Origin of the sequence: Trichococcus sp. K1Tr, from assembly GCF_028309625.1 — a bacterium.
Lineage (GTDB): Bacteria > Bacillota > Bacilli > Lactobacillales > Aerococcaceae > Trichococcus.
In genome coordinates this window covers 483319-500998 of record NZ_JAQMHR010000001.1, presented here as the reverse complement: position 1 = coordinate 500998, position 17680 = coordinate 483319, and the positions used below count along the sequence as shown (strand labels likewise).

The 17680-nt window shown below is 46.0% G+C and carries 17 protein-coding genes; 16 read left to right on the top strand and 1 reads right to left on the bottom strand.

Going from position 1 to position 17680, the window contains the following annotated elements; all coding sequences use genetic code 11:
* The first annotated feature begins 20 nt into the window (after positions 1-20).
* Positions 21-623 carry an energy-coupled thiamine transporter ThiT gene (locus tag PH235_RS02300; protein WP_272160838.1) on the top strand — a complete coding sequence of 201 codons (603 nt, stop codon included), beginning with the start codon at positions 21-23 and terminating at the stop codon, positions 621-623.
* Positions 624-743: 120 nt separating this feature from the next.
* The gene (gene cls, locus PH235_RS02295) at positions 744-2192 is read left to right on the top strand and encodes a cardiolipin synthase (protein WP_272160837.1); all 1449 of its coding nucleotides are present in this window, start codon (positions 744-746) and stop codon (positions 2190-2192) included.
* A gap of 103 nt (positions 2193-2295) precedes the next feature.
* On the opposite strand, the gene PH235_RS02290 is transcribed toward cls, so the two are convergent.
* Entirely contained in the window at positions 2296-2640 is a 345-nt protein-coding gene (locus tag PH235_RS02290; RefSeq protein WP_272160836.1) for a hypothetical protein, read from the bottom strand.
* Between the two features lie 530 nt (positions 2641-3170).
* Between PH235_RS02290 and PH235_RS02285 the strand changes: the two genes are divergently transcribed.
* The 14 genes from PH235_RS02285 to rsmB all read left to right on the top strand — a co-directional run bounded on the left by PH235_RS02285 (position 3171) and on the right by rsmB (position 17665).
* A complete protein-coding gene (locus PH235_RS02285; protein ID WP_086628168.1) occupies positions 3171-3491 on the top strand; it encodes a hypothetical protein in 321 nt (106 codons plus the stop codon).
* On the top strand, positions 3478-5442 hold the full coding sequence (locus tag PH235_RS02280) for a V-type ATP synthase subunit I (RefSeq protein ID WP_272160835.1): 1965 nt from the start codon (positions 3478-3480) through the stop codon (positions 5440-5442). Before PH235_RS02285 ends, PH235_RS02280 begins: the two co-directional genes overlap by 14 nt.
* 28 nt (positions 5443-5470) lie before the next feature.
* A complete protein-coding gene (locus PH235_RS02275; RefSeq protein WP_425445653.1) occupies positions 5471-5947 on the top strand; it encodes a V-type ATP synthase subunit K in 477 nt (158 codons plus the stop codon).
* 50 nt (positions 5948-5997) lie between these two features.
* Complete coding sequence (locus tag PH235_RS02270) at positions 5998-6588, top strand: V-type ATP synthase subunit E (protein WP_272160834.1); 591 nt, start codon at positions 5998-6000, stop codon at positions 6586-6588.
* A 12-nt stretch (positions 6589-6600) separates the two neighbouring features.
* Positions 6601-7608, top strand: a complete 1008-nt coding sequence (locus PH235_RS02265; protein WP_272160833.1) for a V-type ATPase subunit — start codon at positions 6601-6603, stop codon at positions 7606-7608.
* Positions 7598-7909, top strand: coding sequence for a V-type ATP synthase subunit F (locus PH235_RS02260; protein WP_086985312.1), 312 nt, complete (start codon positions 7598-7600; stop codon positions 7907-7909). The genes PH235_RS02265 and PH235_RS02260 overlap by 11 nt, the downstream gene beginning before the upstream one ends.
* A 16-nt stretch (positions 7910-7925) precedes the next feature.
* Positions 7926-9710, top strand: coding sequence for a V-type ATP synthase subunit A (locus PH235_RS02255; RefSeq protein WP_272160832.1), 1785 nt, complete (start codon positions 7926-7928; stop codon positions 9708-9710).
* The gene (locus PH235_RS02250; RefSeq protein ID WP_272160831.1) at positions 9703-11079 is read left to right on the top strand and encodes a V-type ATP synthase subunit B; all 1377 of its coding nucleotides are present in this window, start codon (positions 9703-9705) and stop codon (positions 11077-11079) included. The genes PH235_RS02255 and PH235_RS02250 overlap by 8 nt, the downstream gene beginning before the upstream one ends.
* Positions 11080-11085: 6 nt before the next feature.
* Positions 11086-11721, top strand: a complete 636-nt coding sequence (locus PH235_RS02245) for a V-type ATP synthase subunit D (RefSeq protein ID WP_108031473.1) — start codon at positions 11086-11088, stop codon at positions 11719-11721.
* Between the two features lie 244 nt (positions 11722-11965).
* Entirely contained in the window at positions 11966-12577 is a 612-nt protein-coding gene (gene gmk / locus PH235_RS02240; RefSeq protein WP_068562164.1) for a guanylate kinase, read from the top strand.
* Between the two features lie 6 nt (positions 12578-12583).
* Positions 12584-12799 carry a DNA-directed RNA polymerase subunit omega gene (gene rpoZ, locus PH235_RS02235; protein ID WP_086628158.1) on the top strand — a complete coding sequence of 72 codons (216 nt, stop codon included), beginning with the start codon at positions 12584-12586 and terminating at the stop codon, positions 12797-12799.
* A gap of 141 nt (positions 12800-12940) precedes the next feature.
* Positions 12941-15346, top strand: a complete 2406-nt coding sequence (gene priA / locus PH235_RS02230; RefSeq protein ID WP_272160830.1) for a primosomal protein N' — start codon at positions 12941-12943, stop codon at positions 15344-15346.
* An 11-nt stretch (positions 15347-15357) separates the two neighbouring features.
* Positions 15358-16311 (top strand): methionyl-tRNA formyltransferase, encoded by a 954-nt coding sequence (fmt, locus tag PH235_RS02225; protein WP_272160829.1) that lies wholly within the window; start codon positions 15358-15360, stop codon positions 16309-16311.
* Positions 16301-17665 (top strand): 16S rRNA (cytosine(967)-C(5))-methyltransferase RsmB, encoded by a 1365-nt coding sequence (gene rsmB, locus PH235_RS02220; RefSeq protein ID WP_272160828.1) that lies wholly within the window; start codon positions 16301-16303, stop codon positions 17663-17665. The genes fmt and rsmB overlap by 11 nt, the downstream gene beginning before the upstream one ends.
* Positions 17666-17680 lie beyond the last annotated feature (15 nt).

The window sequence follows — 17680 nt, the reverse complement described above, 5'->3', positions numbered from 1 at the left end:
AAAAGGAGAGATTCATCTTTATGGGTTCTAATAGTACGAAGGCTTGGATCGAGGCAGTTCTGTTTGCTGTCCTCGCAATCGCCTTGGCATATGTGGCCATGCCATTTGGAGAATACACTGTTGTTTTTGCTTTGTTGCCGTTGCTTTTCATTTCCCTCCGCAGAGGAATATTGCTTGGACTGGTTTCAGGAACACTGACCGGCCTCGCTTTGTTTGCGCTCAAAGGAGAGGGGGCGGATGTTGCCGCAGATATCCTGAACCAAGCGGCACCGTTCGTTTTCGTGGGCATCGCCGGTTTTTTCGCGAAATTCACGCAACGCACATTGAACAATAAACGTTTCCCGAATGCAGCTTTGAATATAGTGACGGCATCCTTTTTCGGAACGCTTGTCTATTTTGTCTGGGCGCTGATCTCGGACATATTCCTCAGCGAGGAAGCAGTTCCTGCTGGTGTTTCTGCCTTTGCGCATTTCCTTCCGGGACAGGCGCTTTCGTTTGCGGCAACTTTTGCCGTCAGCGCAGTCGTTCTGGTGTTGATCGCAAAATTCGCTCCTAAAGCGTACATTCCAAAAGGCAGCCGTTTCCTGAGCAGAAAAGAAAAATCGAAACTATTAAATGATTAAAAAATAGAAGGCGAAGGACGGATTTTAATTATCCGGACTTCGCCTTTCTGTTTTTGTGGGCTCGTGTGCTATCATTAGTGGGTAACATGTTTTGTCATTATGTTGATTTGGAGTGGTTATATGAGTATTTGGTCAATGATATTTACGGCAATCATCATTTTAAATACAATCGGTGCAATCATCACCGTCTTCAAGGAAAAAAGAGACGTCGCTGCCACCTGGGCATGGTTGCTGACTTTAAACCTGCTGCCGGTGGCCGGTTTCATCATCTATCTCTTTATAGGGAAAAAGATGTCAAAAGAAAACATCTATGATATGCGCACGCAAAAAAGCTTGGGCATGTCCCAGTTGGCGAAGGTCCAGATTGAGATGCTGGAGGATGAGGATCTGGCGCAAGGTTTGGTCGATACCGACTATGCACAAAAAACAGCCATCCTGTTCCTGGAAAGTGATGAATCCATTTTGACTAAAGGGAACAAACTTGAAATATTCAAGACCGGCGAAGGTGTGTTTGATGCGCTCGTTCAGGACATCTACAAAGCTGAAGACCATGTGCATATGCTTTATTACACTTTTCGCTCAGATGAGTTGGGGAAACGCATTCTGGCGGCTTTGGAAGACAGGGCAGCAGCCGGTGTGGAAGTTCTAGTCGTTTACGACGCGATGGGTTGCAGAGGGAACGACCCAAGATTTTTCAAAAACCTTGAAAAATTAGGCGGAAAGACGGAAGTATTTTTTGGGTCAAAAATACCTTTCGTCAACTTGCGGATGAATTATCGGAATCACCGCAAAATAATGGTGGTGGACGCCAAAGTTGCTTATCTTGGCGGTTTCAATATCGGCGACGAGTATTTGGGGAAAGGAGAACTCGGCGAATGGCGGGACACGCATATGAAGATAGAAGGCAATGCCGTCCTGACGCTTCAAAGCCGATTCTTCATGGATTGGAATGCGGTTGCCAAGCCAAAGAATCGGAAAGATTATGCAGAGGCCTATTTCCCGATTGCCGATAAAAAAGGCGATACTGCCATGCAGATTGTGGCAAGCGGGCCGGATGACGAAGATCAGACCATCAAAATGGGTTTCCTGAAGATGATCAGCCAAGCCAAAGAATCGATCTATATACAAACACCTTATTTTATACCTGACGAGAGTCTGCACGAAATGCTCAAAATCGCGGCCTTATCCGGTGTAAGCGTCAAAATCATGATCCCTTCGAAGCCGGATCATCCTTTCGTCTATCGGGCAACGGAATATTTTGCCAAAGACATCATAGAATACGGTGCCGAAGTCTATATGTACCAGAACGGTTTCCTGCATTCAAAAGTGATCGTGGTCGACGATGAAATTGTATCGTTAGGCACGGCAAATATGGATGTACGTAGCTTCAAACTGAATTTTGAGATCAATGCCTTTATTTATGATCGTGAAGTGGCCGAAGAACTGATCGCAAATTTTGAAGAAGACCAGGAGGAGTGCATACGCGCAACCCATGATTACTTCGCAAAACAATCAAAGGGCCGGAAATTCAAGCAGGCTTTTTCCAGATTGCTGTCGCCGATACTTTAGGGAATTGAGATGAAAAAAAGAGAAGTACAAGGCATTCCGTTAAAAGACGGGGTGCCTTGTACTTCTCCTTTTTGTCTATGGATATATCATCAACTGATGGAAATCAACCAAGTTGGATGGCCAATATTTGGCTGATGTTCAGCAGATAAGTCACTTTTTTATCGGCGGTTGTGAACATAACCTGCCTTTTTGGGGTTACGCGGGAATTGAACTTGCCCCATACCAGTGTTCTTGTATATGATTTCGGTCCCTGTTTTTCTTCGATCACAACATACACGGGGGTATGATTTTCAAAGGCTTGATTAGCGAAACGGACAACCTGATGAATCGGCATCACTTTATCCAGGATAGCTTCATTGATGGATTGGACGGATGGTAGTGGGCGCAGGTATGATTTTTTGGATGGAGTTTCATTATTATTGGATACCGGATAGATGTAGTTTTGCATATTGGTTCCTCCGAACATGTGTTTGTCTTGTATCCCTATTATAAGAACATCTGTTCTTTTTTGCAAGCTATTTATTTTGCGCTCAAAAAAATTTCAGGAAAGCAGACGTGCAACTCAGCCTGCAGTTTTGTTGTTTCGGCCGCAAATGGCCCAATAACTCCCCTTTATCAAGTAAAATAGCGGCATGGAAAGAACGTGTTGGCCATCTATTGATTTTGAAGGAGGCAAAAATTGCTCACATTACTGGGAGGAACCACCGGAAAAAACAGGCCACAAAAGAGATTCCTTGAGGATTGTCTGCATCGAGGCATGCTTCTAGGGCGTTTTGTTCACAAAATGTTCATTTAACATTTTGAGAAAATTTAAGAAAGTTTCTTCCTATTAGATAATCTGCAGTGATTGTTGAAAACGCTGGAATTCGCGTTCAAATAGATTTGAACGGCCGTTACAATAACTGTATAATGAAAATACTGATTGGAAAAATTTTTTTCCTAAGGACAATCAAATGAGGGACGGAGGTGGAATGAAAGATGCAAATATTTGATGAAGTAAAAAAGATTGAGCAGGAAGCAACTGATCTGGAATTGGATTACCAGAACAAGCTGCGCAAACTGGAACAGAACACGCAAGATAAAATAGGCGAAATGAAAAGGAATATCGAAAAGGAATTAGCTACTTTTCAATCCGAAGAACTTGCGAAAAAATCAGAGCAACTGGCAATTCTCAAGAACGCTTCCGCAGAAAGTGAAAAATCGGAAATCGAGAAGTTGCAGACTCGGTTTAAAGCGAAAGAAGAAGAACTTGTGAATGCCGTAATTGGGGAGGTGATGAGGAAATATGGCAATCGCTAAAATGAAAAAAGTTACTCTCATTTCTTTTCACGAAAAAAAAGAGCAGCTATTGACGGCTATCCAGACATTGCAAAGCTTAGAAGTCATCGATTTGCCTGCTGCAAAAGAAAATTTGCAATCCTTATCGCCTAAAGAACGAGAGTCAATTGAGCAAAACATCAAGAAGACCGAAAGTTATCTGGAAAATGTCACGGAAGCCTTATCTTTCTTGAAGTCGTATCTGAAGAAAGAGTCTTTGATCAAACAGTATACAATCCCTAGACAATCCTTGTCTTTGGAAGAACTGGAAAAGGCTGTGGGCGAATTTTCTTCCGACAATGTTCTGGATAAAGTGTTGGGTCTGAAAGCCGAACAGAAGAAACTCGAAGATTCTAAGAAACATCTTTATGAACAAGAGGATTTCCTGCTTTTATGGAAAAAATTATCATTCAATCCGAGAGATACAGCAGCATTCGAACACATCGCGGTCAAAGTGGGCACGATTCCTCAGACGCTCTCCAACGATTACATCACAAACGTGACTTCCAATCCCTTGGTCTATACGGAAGAAATCTTCCAGAACAAAGATTCATTTGGAGCGGTGATTTTCTATGATCCGTCAAAAGTTATTGATGTAAACGCTTTGTTGGACAGCAATCATTTCCAACCTTTAACGTATGAGTATGATTTGCCGCCTGCAGAGGCATTGGCGGATGTTCAAAGCCGCATTCAGGATAACCGTGAAGCAAACAAACAGTTGTTGGCGGATCTTTCCGACATGAAAGCAGAAGAGTGGCAGTTAATGCTACTGTCCGAGTTTTATTATGCAAAACTGCAGCGGATCAAAAGCCAGCAATTGCTGGTCAATGAGAAACATCTCTTCGTTATCCAAGGATGGCTTGAGGAAGATAAAGTCAAAGAAATCAAGCTGGCGTTGACGAATACTGTCGCTGAGAATGAGTACGCACTGACGGTTGATGATGTTGATGGTTCGGATGTTTCGGTCATTCCAACCGTTTTGAAGAACAATAAGCTGGTCACTCCGTTTGAGAATATTACGGCCATGTACAGTTTGCCAAAATATGACGAAATAGACCCAACACCACTATTGACGCCTTTCTATCTTTTGTTCTTCGGAATGATGATTGCGGATGTCGGATACGGTCTGTTGCTCCTTATCGGAACATTACTGGCATTGAAGTTCCTGAACTTCAATAAAAGCATGCGCACCAATCTGCTGTTCTTTCATATCCTGTCCTACCCAGCCATATTGTGGGGATTGGTCTACGGCTCTTTCTTCGGGATTCAATTGCCGTTTGTGCTTCTGTCCACGAGCAATGACGCCAATACGATCCTGTTGATATCGGTAGTGTTCGGTATTGTTCAGATCATGTTCGGTTTGGGGATCAAAGCCTATCTGTCCTTGCGCGAAAAAAATCCGCTTGGTGCGATTTCCGACAGCATCGGATGGTTGGGTATATTTGTGGGCCTTATCTTCATCCTGTTCGGACAGATGCTTTTTCCTAGTCAGATTCTTGTGACCGTTGGTGCTGCAGTTGCCATCACAAGTGCGGTCGCGATCGTGCTTGCTACAGCTATGGCATCCGATAACAAAGCGTTGGGCGTAGGTGCCGGATTGTATAATCTTTATGGAATCACCGGATATATTGGCGACATGGTCAGTTACACACGTTTGATGGCGCTAGGTGTGGCTGGTGGCAGTATTGCGGTTGCCTTCAACATGATCATCGACTTCTTGCCGGTAGGGGCAAGGTTCACGATTGGCGCGGTTTTGTTTGTGCTACTCCACAGCGTTAACTTTGGTTTGTCCATGCTGAGCGCCTATGTTCATGGCGCGCGACTTGTGTTCGTCGAATTTTTCGGGAAATTTTATGAAGGCGGCGGAAAAGCTTTGAAGCCGTTGAAGACAGAAGAAAAATACATTTACATAAAAAATAAAAAAGAAGCTTAGCTACTGGAGGAATTATAAAATGGAAAATATGACATGGTTACAATATTTCATCGACAACAATGGTGGTATGATGTTCGCGGCTTTAGGCGTCGCTTTGGCGGTTGGATTGGCTGGTACGGGTTCGGCTAAAGGGGTTGGTATGACAGGTGAAGCTGCGGCTGGCCTGATTAAGGAACAACCGGAGAAATTTGGTAAATCATTGATTTTGCAACTGTTGCCAGGTACGCAAGGATTGTACGGTTTCGTTATCGGCTTCCTGATCTATCTGCAAATGTCACCTGAAATGACTGTTGCACAAGGTTTGTACTATCTGATGGCCGGACTGCCGATTGCTATCACTGGTTTGACTTCAGGTATCGCACAAGGCCGTGTATCTACAGCGGGTCTGCAGATCTTGGCGAAGAGAGAAGACCAAAATACAAAAGGAATCATCTATGCTGCCATGGTTGAAACGTATGCGATCTTAGGATTCGTTATCTCATTCTTGATGGTATTGAACGCTTAATTCTCAAAAGCTCCAAAAGAATTGAAGAAAAAGTAAGGAGATGAGAAAGCGTGAAAGATCTACAATCCTTGTCTGAACAGATTCTGAACAAGACAAAAGCAAAAGGACAAAGCAAGCTGGAGGATGCTGAAAAAATTTCTGTCGCAAAGATAGAAGAAAGCAGATTGACTCTGGTTGAACAACAAAAGGCGCGCAAAGCTGCCATTTTGAAAAAAGTTGCCAATGATTTTGACCGTGAGCAACAAACATTGAAGAATAAAGAGCGCAATGCTGTTTTGAAAGAGAAACAGGTCATCCTGAAATCGGTCTTCCAGCAGGCTTTAGAAAAAATGAACACGTGGGATGAAACCCATTTTGCGCAATTCCTGAACGGTGTGCTTGCTCAGGCTGGTGATTCGAAAGCCTACAGCATTGTTCCGGGTGCAAAATCGATCGCCCACTTTAAGGGGAAAGAGTTGCAGCAGCTGTTGGTCAAATATCCGGCTGTCAAGATTTCTGAGGAGTCCATTCCGAATAAAGCCGGATTCATCCTGCAGGAAGGCGGAGTCGACTACAACTATTGCTTTGATGATTTGATCGAAGATGTAAAGAACGACTTTGCAGCAGAGCTGGCGACTTTAGCATTCCAAGACGAAAAGTAAAGGAGGGGCACTATGCAAGAGATTGATTACAAAGGCGTCAATACGATACTTCGCACCTATGAATTAAACCTATTGGCGGAAGCGGATTACGATCGGATGCTGAAAGCCTCTTCTTTAAAAGATGCCTTGGATGTTCTGAAAGGTACCGGTTATGAGTTTGACGAGAAGGAAACACTGGTGAACAAAAATTTCGAAGTTTTTCTCATGAAACATCTGGCGGAAGTCTATCAGGACTTGTTCAGCATCACGCCTGTTTCTGAGATTGTGGAATTATTCGCGTTGCGCTATACCTATCACAACCTGAAAGTGTTGTTGAAACAACGTTTTTCGGGCGAAGATCTGGAACAGCTGTTGATACCTATCGGCAAATATTCCATAGGCAGTCTGAAAAAATTGGTCGAAACCGGCGACGGCAACGACGAACATCCGATTCTGATAGAAGGGGTTCAAGAAGCGATCCGCGATTTCGATGAAGGTCATCGCATCGAAGCGGCCACTATCTTTATGGATACTTACTATTTCAGGCATCTGCGCTCCATCAGCAACGAGCTCCAACATCCGAGCATCACGAAAATGGTGGACGGCATAATCGATCTCTATAATCTTTCGACTATGATCCGAAGCCTGAAACAAAGTAAGCCCCGCGGTTTTCTCTATACGGTCCTATCCAGTTCAGGTTCGATTTCGAAACGCGATTTGATTGAAGAATCGATCAACGGACCAAGCGCGGTCATGCGCAAGCATTATTTCAGCAAAGAATACGGCACGCGCTTATCCAATATGATTTCCGATACAACAAATGAAGTGGACACACAGAAGCTGGATAAACTCGTGGATGAACTGACCTATGAATTGATTGCGGAAGGCTTATACCAACCGTTTGGTCCGATTCCCTTGTTGGGTTATCTGTTTGCCAAAGAGAAGGAAGTCACCAATATCCGCTTGATTTTGGTGGGCAAAGACAATCAGATAGATGAACAAATATTGAGAGAGAGGATGCGACCTGTATATGGCTCATAATATTGCAGTTGTGGGAGACAAAGATTCCATCCTTCCTTTTAAGATTTTGGGCTTCGCAGTATTTGCATGCCATAATGCCCAGACTGCCCGTGAAACGGTAGATCGCCTGGCGATGGAGAATTATGGGATCATTTATCTGACGGAAGAAATGGCAAAAGAGATACCTGATACAGTGAGCAGGTATGACAGCAGTGTCCAACCAGCCATCATCCTGATTCCGAACCATAAAGGTACGTTGAATATCGGGAAAAGCCGCATTCAGGAGAATGTGGAAAAAGCAGTTGGACAGAATATCTTATAATTTGGAGGGGACTTTTTTGAAAAATGGAAATATAATAAAAGTTTCCGGACCTTTAGTTATGGCGGAAGGAATGGAAGAAGCGAACATCCAAGATATTTGCCGCGTCGGCGAATTGGGATTGATCGGCGAAATCATCGAGATGCGTAATGATGTCGCATCCATTCAAGTTTACGAGGAGACTTCCGGTATTGGTCCTGGAGAACCGGTAATCACAACAGGGGAAGCTTTGTCGGTCGAATTGGGACCAGGCATCCTGTCGCAGATGTTTGACGGGATCCAGCGTCCTTTGCATACGTTCCGTGAAATCACCGAAAGCAACTATTTGGTGCGTGGGACGGATATCCCACCGTTGAATAGAGAAAACGTCTGGGAATTCAAAGCTACGAAGAAAGTCGGCGATCACGTCATAGCCGGTGATATTGTCGGTACCGTGCAGGAGACGAAAGTCATCGAGCACCGGATCATGGTTCCTTACGGCATCTCCGGTAAGCTGACTGCCATCCAGGACGGCAGCTACACTTTGGATGACACGGCATATGTCATCGAAACCGAAAATGGCCCGAAAGAAATGACTATGCTGCAAACATGGCCAGTCCGTCGTGGACGTCCATTCAAGCAAAAAATGAACCCGCACACGCCGATGGTTACCGGCCAACGGGTCATCGATACGTTCTTCCCGATCACAAAAGGTGGAGCAGCCGCTGTTCCTGGACCTTTTGGAGCAGGGAAAACTGTCGTACAGCACCAAATCGCAAAATACAGTGATGTGGACATCGTAATTTATGTCGGTTGCGGCGAACGCGGTAATGAAATGACGGACGTATTGAATGAATTTCCGGAATTGATCGATCCGAATACGGGCGAATCATTGATGGAGCGTACGATCCTTATCGCCAATACCTCCAACATGCCGGTTGCGGCGCGTGAAGCATCCATCTATACAGGCATCACGATCGCGGAATATTTCCGTGACATGGGTTACAGTGTAGCGATCATGGCTGACTCGACATCCCGTTGGGCAGAAGCCTTGCGCGAAATGTCGGGTCGTCTGGAAGAGATGCCTGGTGATGAAGGCTATCCAGCCTACCTAGGAAGCCGTGTAGCAGAGTATTATGAACGGGCAGGACGAGTGTTGGCTTTGGGGTCGGAAGATCGTGAAGGAAGCATAACGGCCATTGGAGCGGTATCACCTCCTGGTGGTGATACCTCTGAACCGGTAACCCAAAATACATTGCGCGTCGTTAAAGTTTTCTGGGCGCTGGATGCCAATTTGGCACAAAAAAGACATTTCCCATCCATGAACTGGCTGACTTCCTATTCCCTTTACAATACCGAAGTCGGGGAATATCTGAATAATGCCTTACAGACAAAATGGTCAGAGATGGTTCAGCATGCGATGAACCTTCTGCAGGAAGAATCGGAATTGGAAGAAATCGTCCGTTTGGTCGGTATCGAATCCTTGTCCGAAAAAGACCGCATGACAATGGCAGTCGCGGAATCGCTGCGTGAGGACTATCTGCAGCAGAACGCTTTCGATGATGTCGATACTTACACTTCCCGCAACAAGCAATTGGCGATGCTGGATATGATTCTGGACTTTGAATCAGAAGCACGTGAAGCGATGCGTTTAGGCGCGTACTTCAATGAAATCATAGAGGGCACGGTTGAATTGCGTGACCGGATCGCAAGAAGTAAATACATCAGGGAAGAAAATCTTGCCGAAATGGAAAACATCAAGGCAGACATGAAGAAAAGATTGCATGAAATTGTTGCGGAAGGAGGGATGACGCACCATGCTTAAGGAATATAAAACAGTAACCGAAGTTGTAGGCCCTTTGATGGTTGTAGAGCAGATTGAGGGAGTCAAATACGACGAATTGGTTGAAATCCAAATGCAAAACGGCGAAATCCGCCATGGTCAAGTTTTGGAAGTCAGCAAAGATAAAGCGATGGTGCAAATATTTGAAGGCCCAAGCGGAATCAACATCAAAGACACCAAAGTCCGCTTCCGAGGAAAACCTCTTTCCATAGCTGTTTCTGAGGACATGGTAGGCCGTGTGTTCGATGGGATGGGCAATCCGATTGATGGCGGTCCGGAAATCATCCCGGAAATGAACTTGGATGTGAACGGACAGGCAATCAACCCTGTAGCACGTGACTATCCGGATGAGTTCATTCAAACGGGTATTTCCGCCATCGACCATCTGAATACACTCGTAAGAGGACAAAAACTTCCTGTTTTCTCCGGTTCAGGTTTGCCGCATAAAGAATTGGCTGCACAAATCGCCCGTCAAGCGACGGTTTTGAACAGCGATGAAAAATTTGCGGTTGTATTTGCAGCCATGGGGATCACTTTTGAAGAAAAAGAATATTTCATGGAAGATTTCCGCAAGACAGGGGCGATCGATCGCTCAGTCATGTTCATCAACTTGGCGAACGACCCAGCCATCGAACGTATTGCCACACCAAAAATGGCTTTGACGGTCGCGGAATATCTGGCCTACGAAAAGGACATGCATGTCCTGGTCATCATGACTGACATGACCAACTATTGTGAGGCTTTGCGTGAAATTTCGGCAGCCCGTCGTGAAGTGCCTGGTCGTCGTGGTTATCCTGGGTATTTGTATACGAACCTTGCCGCGTTGTATGAACGTGCAGGCCGTATCATCGGCAAAAAAGGCTCCGTGACGCAAATTCCGATCCTTTCCATGCCGGAGGATGACATTACGCATCCAATTCCTGATTTGACGGGGTACATCACGGAAGGCCAGATCATCCTTTCGCGTGAGTTGAACAATTCAGGCATCAAGCCGCCTATCAACGTGTTGCCTTCGCTTTCCCGTCTGAAAGACAAAGGTACCGGTGAAGGCAAGACAAGAAAAGACCATGCCCCGACCATGAACCAATTGTTTGCGGCATACGCAAAAGGAAAACAGGCAAAAGAATTGGCTATCATCCTAGGGGAGTCCGCCTTGTCCAAGACAGACAAACTGTATGTGCAGTTCACAAAACGTTTCGAAGAAGAATACATCAATCAAGGATTCTACACGAACCGTACGATCGAAGAGAGTTTGGCTTTGGGTTGGGAACTGTTGTCCATCCTGCCGGTAACGGAACTTAAGAGAATCAAGAGTGATATGATCGATGAGTTTATGCCGAAGGGAGAGTGATCGTCCATGGCTAGATTGAATGTAAAGCCAACCCGGATGGAACTGTCCAACTTGAAATCGCGTCTGGTGCTATCCACCCGCGGCCATAAGCTGCTGAAGGACAAGCAAGATGAACTGATGCGTCAATTCATCAATCTGATCCGCGAAAACAACATCCTTAGGGATGAAGTCGAAAAAGAACTGACCGCCTCCATGCGTTCTTTCGTGGTAGCGAAGTCGCTTCTGAATGAGGCTTTCATTGAAGAATTATTCGCTGTACCCGCTACGGCGGTTGAATTGGACATCCAAGAAAAAAATATCATGAGTGTCGTCGTCCCCCAAATGAACTTTTCGATAGCCGACAAAGACGATAAATCAACGGATTTGCAGTACGGCTACGTAAACTCAAACGGTGAACTGGATGATGCGATCAAAAAGATCGAAGATATCCTTCCGAAATTGCTTAAATTATCGGAAATCGAAAAAACATGCCAACTTCTTGCCGATGAGATCGAAAAGACAAGAAGGCGCGTAAATGCGTTGGAATACAAAATGATCCCGCAGTTGCAGGAGACGATCCGTTACATCCAAATGAAACTCGAGGAGAACGAGCGCTCCAGCATCGTCCGAATGATGAAAGTCAAAGACATGGGCGCTTCATGATGCCCCAAGAACAAGACAGGGATATCCTTGTCTTGTTCTTTTTTGTCTTTCCGGCGCTTTCGTGAGGCAACCGCGTCCCATTCAGGAGTGCCGTTGCTGAAAACGGTAACTAACAAAATGTTGGCGGAAGACTCCAGTAAAGGTTTTAACCTTGACGAAATTGTGTTAAACTATGAAATAATAAACGGAATGCCTCATTAGGCTGTACGATGCTGTAAAAATATAATTGGATGGTGGGCATTAAATGACAGAAAAAGGATTGTTGATTGTCTTATCCGGACCTTCGGGAGTAGGCAAAGGGACTGTGAGACAAGCAATTTTTTCTCGTGGTGAACGGGAGTTCATATATTCAATTTCCGCTACGACCCGCAAAGCGCGCGAAGGGGAAGTGGATGGCAAAGATTATTTCTTCAAGGAAAGAGAAGAATTCGAGAGAATGATCGCCGATAATGAACTGTTGGAATATACCGAGTACGTTGGTAATTACTATGGTACGCCAATCGACTATGTAAGAAGAACGTTGGATACGGGAAAAGATATTTTTCTGGAGATCGAAGTTCAAGGTGCCATGCAAGTGAAGGAACGGATGCCTGAAGGGATATTCATCTTCTTGACCCCTCCCGATATGACCGAATTGGAATCACGGATCGTAAATCGCGGGACGGACGAGTCGCCGATCATCAAGCAAAGAATGGAAAAGGCTATTGAAGAGCTTAGTTTGATGCGGTATTATGATTATGCGGTAGAAAACGACACAGTAGAGAATGCGGTACAGAAAGTGCTTGGCATCATCCAAAGCGAACACTTGAAAGTTTCACGGATTCTGGATACCATCTGTGCGGATGAAAGGGAGTAAAATATTATGATGTTATATCCTTCGATCGATAAATTGTTGGAGCAAGTGGATTCAAAATATTCAATGGTCATTCTTTCAAGCAAAAGAGCGCATCAATTGCATGATCGCTCCGAGCCTTTATTGGACACTTACCAGTCATTCAAGAATGTCGGACGTGCGCTGGAAGAAGTAGTTGCCGGCGAATTGGAAATCGATCCAAAATCCATCATCCCTGAAAGATAATAGAATAGGAATGAAAAAAGACTACTGTTTTTGAACTTCAAAATCAGTAGTTTTATTTTTTTGATGCCGAAAATCTCGGGGAAGACTTTATCGGCATAATTTAGTAATATAATGGTTAGAATATGAAGGGGAGGGCTTTATTTGCAAATTGCAAAAGTGATTGTCGATATACCTGCAATGCAGACCAATCGTCCCTTTGATTATGCGATCCCTCCTGCTATGGAGCATAAATTAGGCAAGGGCATGCGCGTTGAGGTGCCTTTCAACAAGCGCATCATCCAAGGGTTCATAACGGAAATTTCTGATCACACCGATTTTGAAGGGGAACTGAAAGAAATCATCCAACCATTGGATATCGAGCCGGCATTGACCGAAGAGCTGCTTCTGTTGGGCGAGGAAATGGCGGAAACCGTTTATGCCTATCGGATCCATTGTTACCAGACGATGTTGCCGCCTTTGATGAAGGCGAAGTACGAAAAAGAAATTGAGATCATCGATGAATTGGACGAGGAGACCTTCTACGGACTTTTTCAAGGGAAAAGCAAAATGAGTTGGGAAAATGCCCTCGACCGCGGCATTTTGCCGCAACTGATCGAATTGAAACGAGCCGGGAAGATTGAAGTCAATTACATCCTCAAAAACCAGGCGAAGGCAAAAACGGTGCAGGTCTATTATTCCGATCTGGAAATGGATAGTCTGGAAGACGCATACCGCAGCCTGAAAAAATCAGCCAAGCAACAGCAAGCCTTGTTGGCGGCAATCATGTCCATGAACGGAACCCCGCTGACGTCCAAGGAATACAAGGATCAATTCGACATCGGTTCAAGCACGATCCGGGCCGGCGTAGAGAAAGGCTGGCTCAAAGCGGCAGACCGGGAAATTCTCCGGGATCCCTTTAAGGATAGACAGTTCAAACAAACCGAAGCGCTGCCCCTTTCGGACGAACAAACGGCAGCTTTCCGGACGATGAGTGCCAGCATCATGGAAAATCGGCACGAGATTTTTCTGCTGCAAGGCGTTACGGGAAGCGGAAAGACCGAAGTCTACCTTCAATTGATCGCTGAAGTGATCAAACAAGGCAAGACCGCCTTGATGCTTGTCCCCGAAATCGCTTTGACTCCGCAGATGGTCAACCACTTCAAGAGCCGCTTCGGAAACCGGGTGGCAGTGATGCACAGTGCGTTGTCATCGGGGGAGAAATACGACGAGTGGCGCAAAATCCACCGCGGCGATGCCGATGTCGTAGTCGGGGCGCGTTCTTCCATTTTTGCCCCGGTTGAGAATCTCGGCATCATCATTATGGATGAAGAACACGAGAGCACCTACAAGCAGGACGAAAATCCGAAGTATCATGCCCGGAACATAGCGATCTGGCGCGGGAAGCATAATCATTGCCCGGTTGTGCTGGGAAGCGCCACGCCTTCGCTGGAGTCGCGGGCCAGGGCGCAAAAAAAAGTTTACACATTGGTTGAATTGAAGGGACGCTTCAATCAACGGGCGCTGCCCGAGGTCGAAATTGTCGATATGCGTGACGAATTCAAAGCGAACAACCGCAGCAGCTTTTCCATGGTGCTGCAGGAAAAGATCACGGATCGGCTGCAGAAGAAACAGCAGATTGTGCTGATGCTGAACAAAAGAGGCTATTCCTCTTTCATCATGTGCCGGGATTGCGGCTTCGTCCTCGAGTGCCCGAACTGCGACATCAGTCTGACTTTGCATATGGACAGCAAAACGATGAAGTGCCATTACTGTGGACATGAGGAAGAAATCCCCAACACCTGTCCGAAATGCAAGGGCCACAATTTCCGTTATTACGGTACGGGAACCCAAAAAATCGAGGAAGAACTGCAGGCGCTCTTCCCTGATGCGCGCATTTTGCGCATGGATGTGGACACCACCCGCAAGAAAGGCGGCCATGAGGCTATCCTGTCGGCATTCGGAAGAGGGGAGGCCGACATCTTGCTGGGCACGCAGATGATCGCGAAGGGATTGGACTTTCCGAACATCACGTTGGTCGGCGTCATCAATGCGGATACTTCATTGGGCTTGCCGGATTTCCGGTCTTCGGAAAGGACGTTCCAGCTGCTGGCTCAAGTCAGCGGACGCGCGGGTCGCGCCGAGTTGTCCGGTGAAGTAATCGTGCAATCCTACAATCCGGATCATTACGCCATCCTTTTTGCCCAACAGCACAACTACGAAGGCTTTTACCGTACCGAGATGTCGCTCAGGCATAAAGCGGGTTATCCGCCGTATTTTTATACGGCGCTCATAACCGTAAGCAACCCTGATGAAAAGAAAGCGCAAAAGAAAATTTATGAAATCCATGAGATCCTTCAAAAAAAACTTGAGCCTGACACGATCATGCTCGGGCCATCGAAAGGGTCCATCGCGAGAGTGAACAACCGCTATTATTTTCAGATATTAGTGAAATACAAACAGGAAACCAAACTACATCCGGCGTTGAAACAGATTTTGGATGAGTCACAAAAAGAAAATGCGCGCGGTCTCTATATTTCGATCGATTCAGAGCCGGTCAATTTCTTCTAGGAGGTATACAAATGAAAAAAATCATTTTTATGGGCACCCCGGAATTTTCAGTGCCCATTTTAGAGGCTTTATTGCAGCGTGGTTACGAGGTGATTGCGGTTGTCACACAACCGGACCGCCCGGTAGGCAGAAAGAAAATATTGACTCCTTCCCCGGTGAAGGAAGCCGCACTGAAGCATGGTCTGCCGGTCTATCAGCCGGAAAAAATATCCGGTTCACCAGAAATGGATGAACTGATTGCCTCGAAGCCGGACTTGATCGTTACAGCGGCTTATGGGCAATTTCTGCCGGTCAAGCTGCTGAATGCTCCGCGTTTCCGCTCCATCAATGTGCATGCTTCTTTGTTGCCGAAGTATCGCGGTGGCGCACCAGTGCATTACGCCATCATCAACGGGGAAAAAGAAACAGGGGTCTCAATCATGTACATGGAGAAAAAAATGGATGCCGGGGCTGTTTTGGCGCAGAGAGCCATACCCATCACCGAGGCAGATGATGTTGGGACGATGTTCCTGAAGTTGAGCGAACTGGGCAAAAATCTGTTGATCGATACATTGCCTGATTTTTTCCAAGGCAAACTCGTGCCGCAAGAACAGGATGAATCCGCAGCCACCTTTTCGCCGAACATCAAGCGTGAAGAGGAACGCATCGATTGGTCCAAAACGGCCGCACAAGTGGCCTGCCAAGTCCGGGGCATGCGTCCATGGCCAGTGGCGCATACGCTTTTGGACGGGCAAAGGATCAAAGTATGGGCTGGACAGGCCGTCGAACTCACTACGAACGATGAACCCGGAACAGTGTTTGCAACAGACAAGGAAGCCCTTTATGTAGCCTGCGGAGCGGGCACCGTCTTCAAAATGACGGAACTCCAACCTGCAGGGAAAAAACGCATGTCAGCAGCGGATTACTTGAGGGGCAGCGCCTGCGAAATCCAAGAAGGTACAAGGTTTGATACAGATGGACAATAAACTTAAAAACAAAATCAAGCATACGGTCCGTTATCTGGCTGTCGATATATTGGAGAGCGTAGAGAATGAAGGCGCGTATTCCAATCTGTTGCTGAACAAAGTCATCCAATCCGAAAAGTTGTCACCAAAAGATGCCGGCCTATTGACTGAGATTGTCTATGGCGTCATCCAGCGGAAAATGACTTTGGATTATGGCCTTTCGGCATACATCAAAGATCCCAAAAAACAACTTTCTTGGGTCACTAATTTATTGCGTGTCTCCGCCTATCAGATGGTCTATTTGACGAAGGTTCCGGATCATGCCGTCCTTTTCGATGCGGTTGAGATAGCTAAAGCTAAGGGCCATGCGGGCATCGCCAGTTATGTGAACGGCGTATTGCGGAATGTGCAGCGGAATGGGCTGCGCGATTGGAAATCGATCAGCAATGCCAAGAAACGCATCAGCGTAGGGGCCAGCTTGCCGAAGTGGCTCGTCGCCTATTTCATTGAAAAAATCGGTGTCGAGGAGACCGAAAAAATGGCTTTTTCCTTATTGGAAGATCCCTTTGTATCGGTCAGATTGCAGTCACAGGCAATGTCCCGGGAAGAAGCTCTTGAACTGTTGCAAACAGAGGGTTACGATGTGGTCCCAAGTCCGGTTTCACCTTCGGGCATCCGGATCCGCGGCGGAAAAATCGTTGACTCCCCGCTATTCAAAGAGGGCGTCCTTACGATTCAGGACGAATCGAGTCAATTGGTCGCACCGGTCGGAGAGCTGGAAAAGGATTTTCTGGTTTTGGACAGCTGTGCTGCACCGGGTGGGAAGACGACGCACATGGCCAGTTATCTCTCGGCTTCGGAAAACGGCAAAGTCATCGCCTTGGATATGTATGAGCACAAGATATGCTTGATCAACCAAAATGCCGAGCGTCTGCATGTGTCCGATCGCATCGAAACCCGCGTGATGGATGCGAAAGAAGCAGGCAAAGCATTTGCACCGGAATCCTTTGATGTCATTTTCGTCGATGCCCCCTGTTCGGGGTTGGGGTTGATGCGCAGGAAGCCGGATATCAAATATGTGAAAAATGCGCAGGACTTTTTGGACTTGCATCACGAACAACTTCGGATACTGGACTCTGTAAGTTCGTTGCTAAAAAAAGGTGGACGTTTGGTGTACAGTACATGTACACTTACTGAAGAAGAGAATCAAATGACTGTCCAGACATTCATTGAAAATCATGCCGAATTTGCAATCGTCCCGATACACTCCGATTATTTGGATAAAAAATCTTTCACTCCTGAAGGATTTGTGCAGATATATCCGCATGATTACGGAACTGATGGATTCTTCATCAGCTGTATGGTAAAAAGGTAAATGATAAGAAAGAAT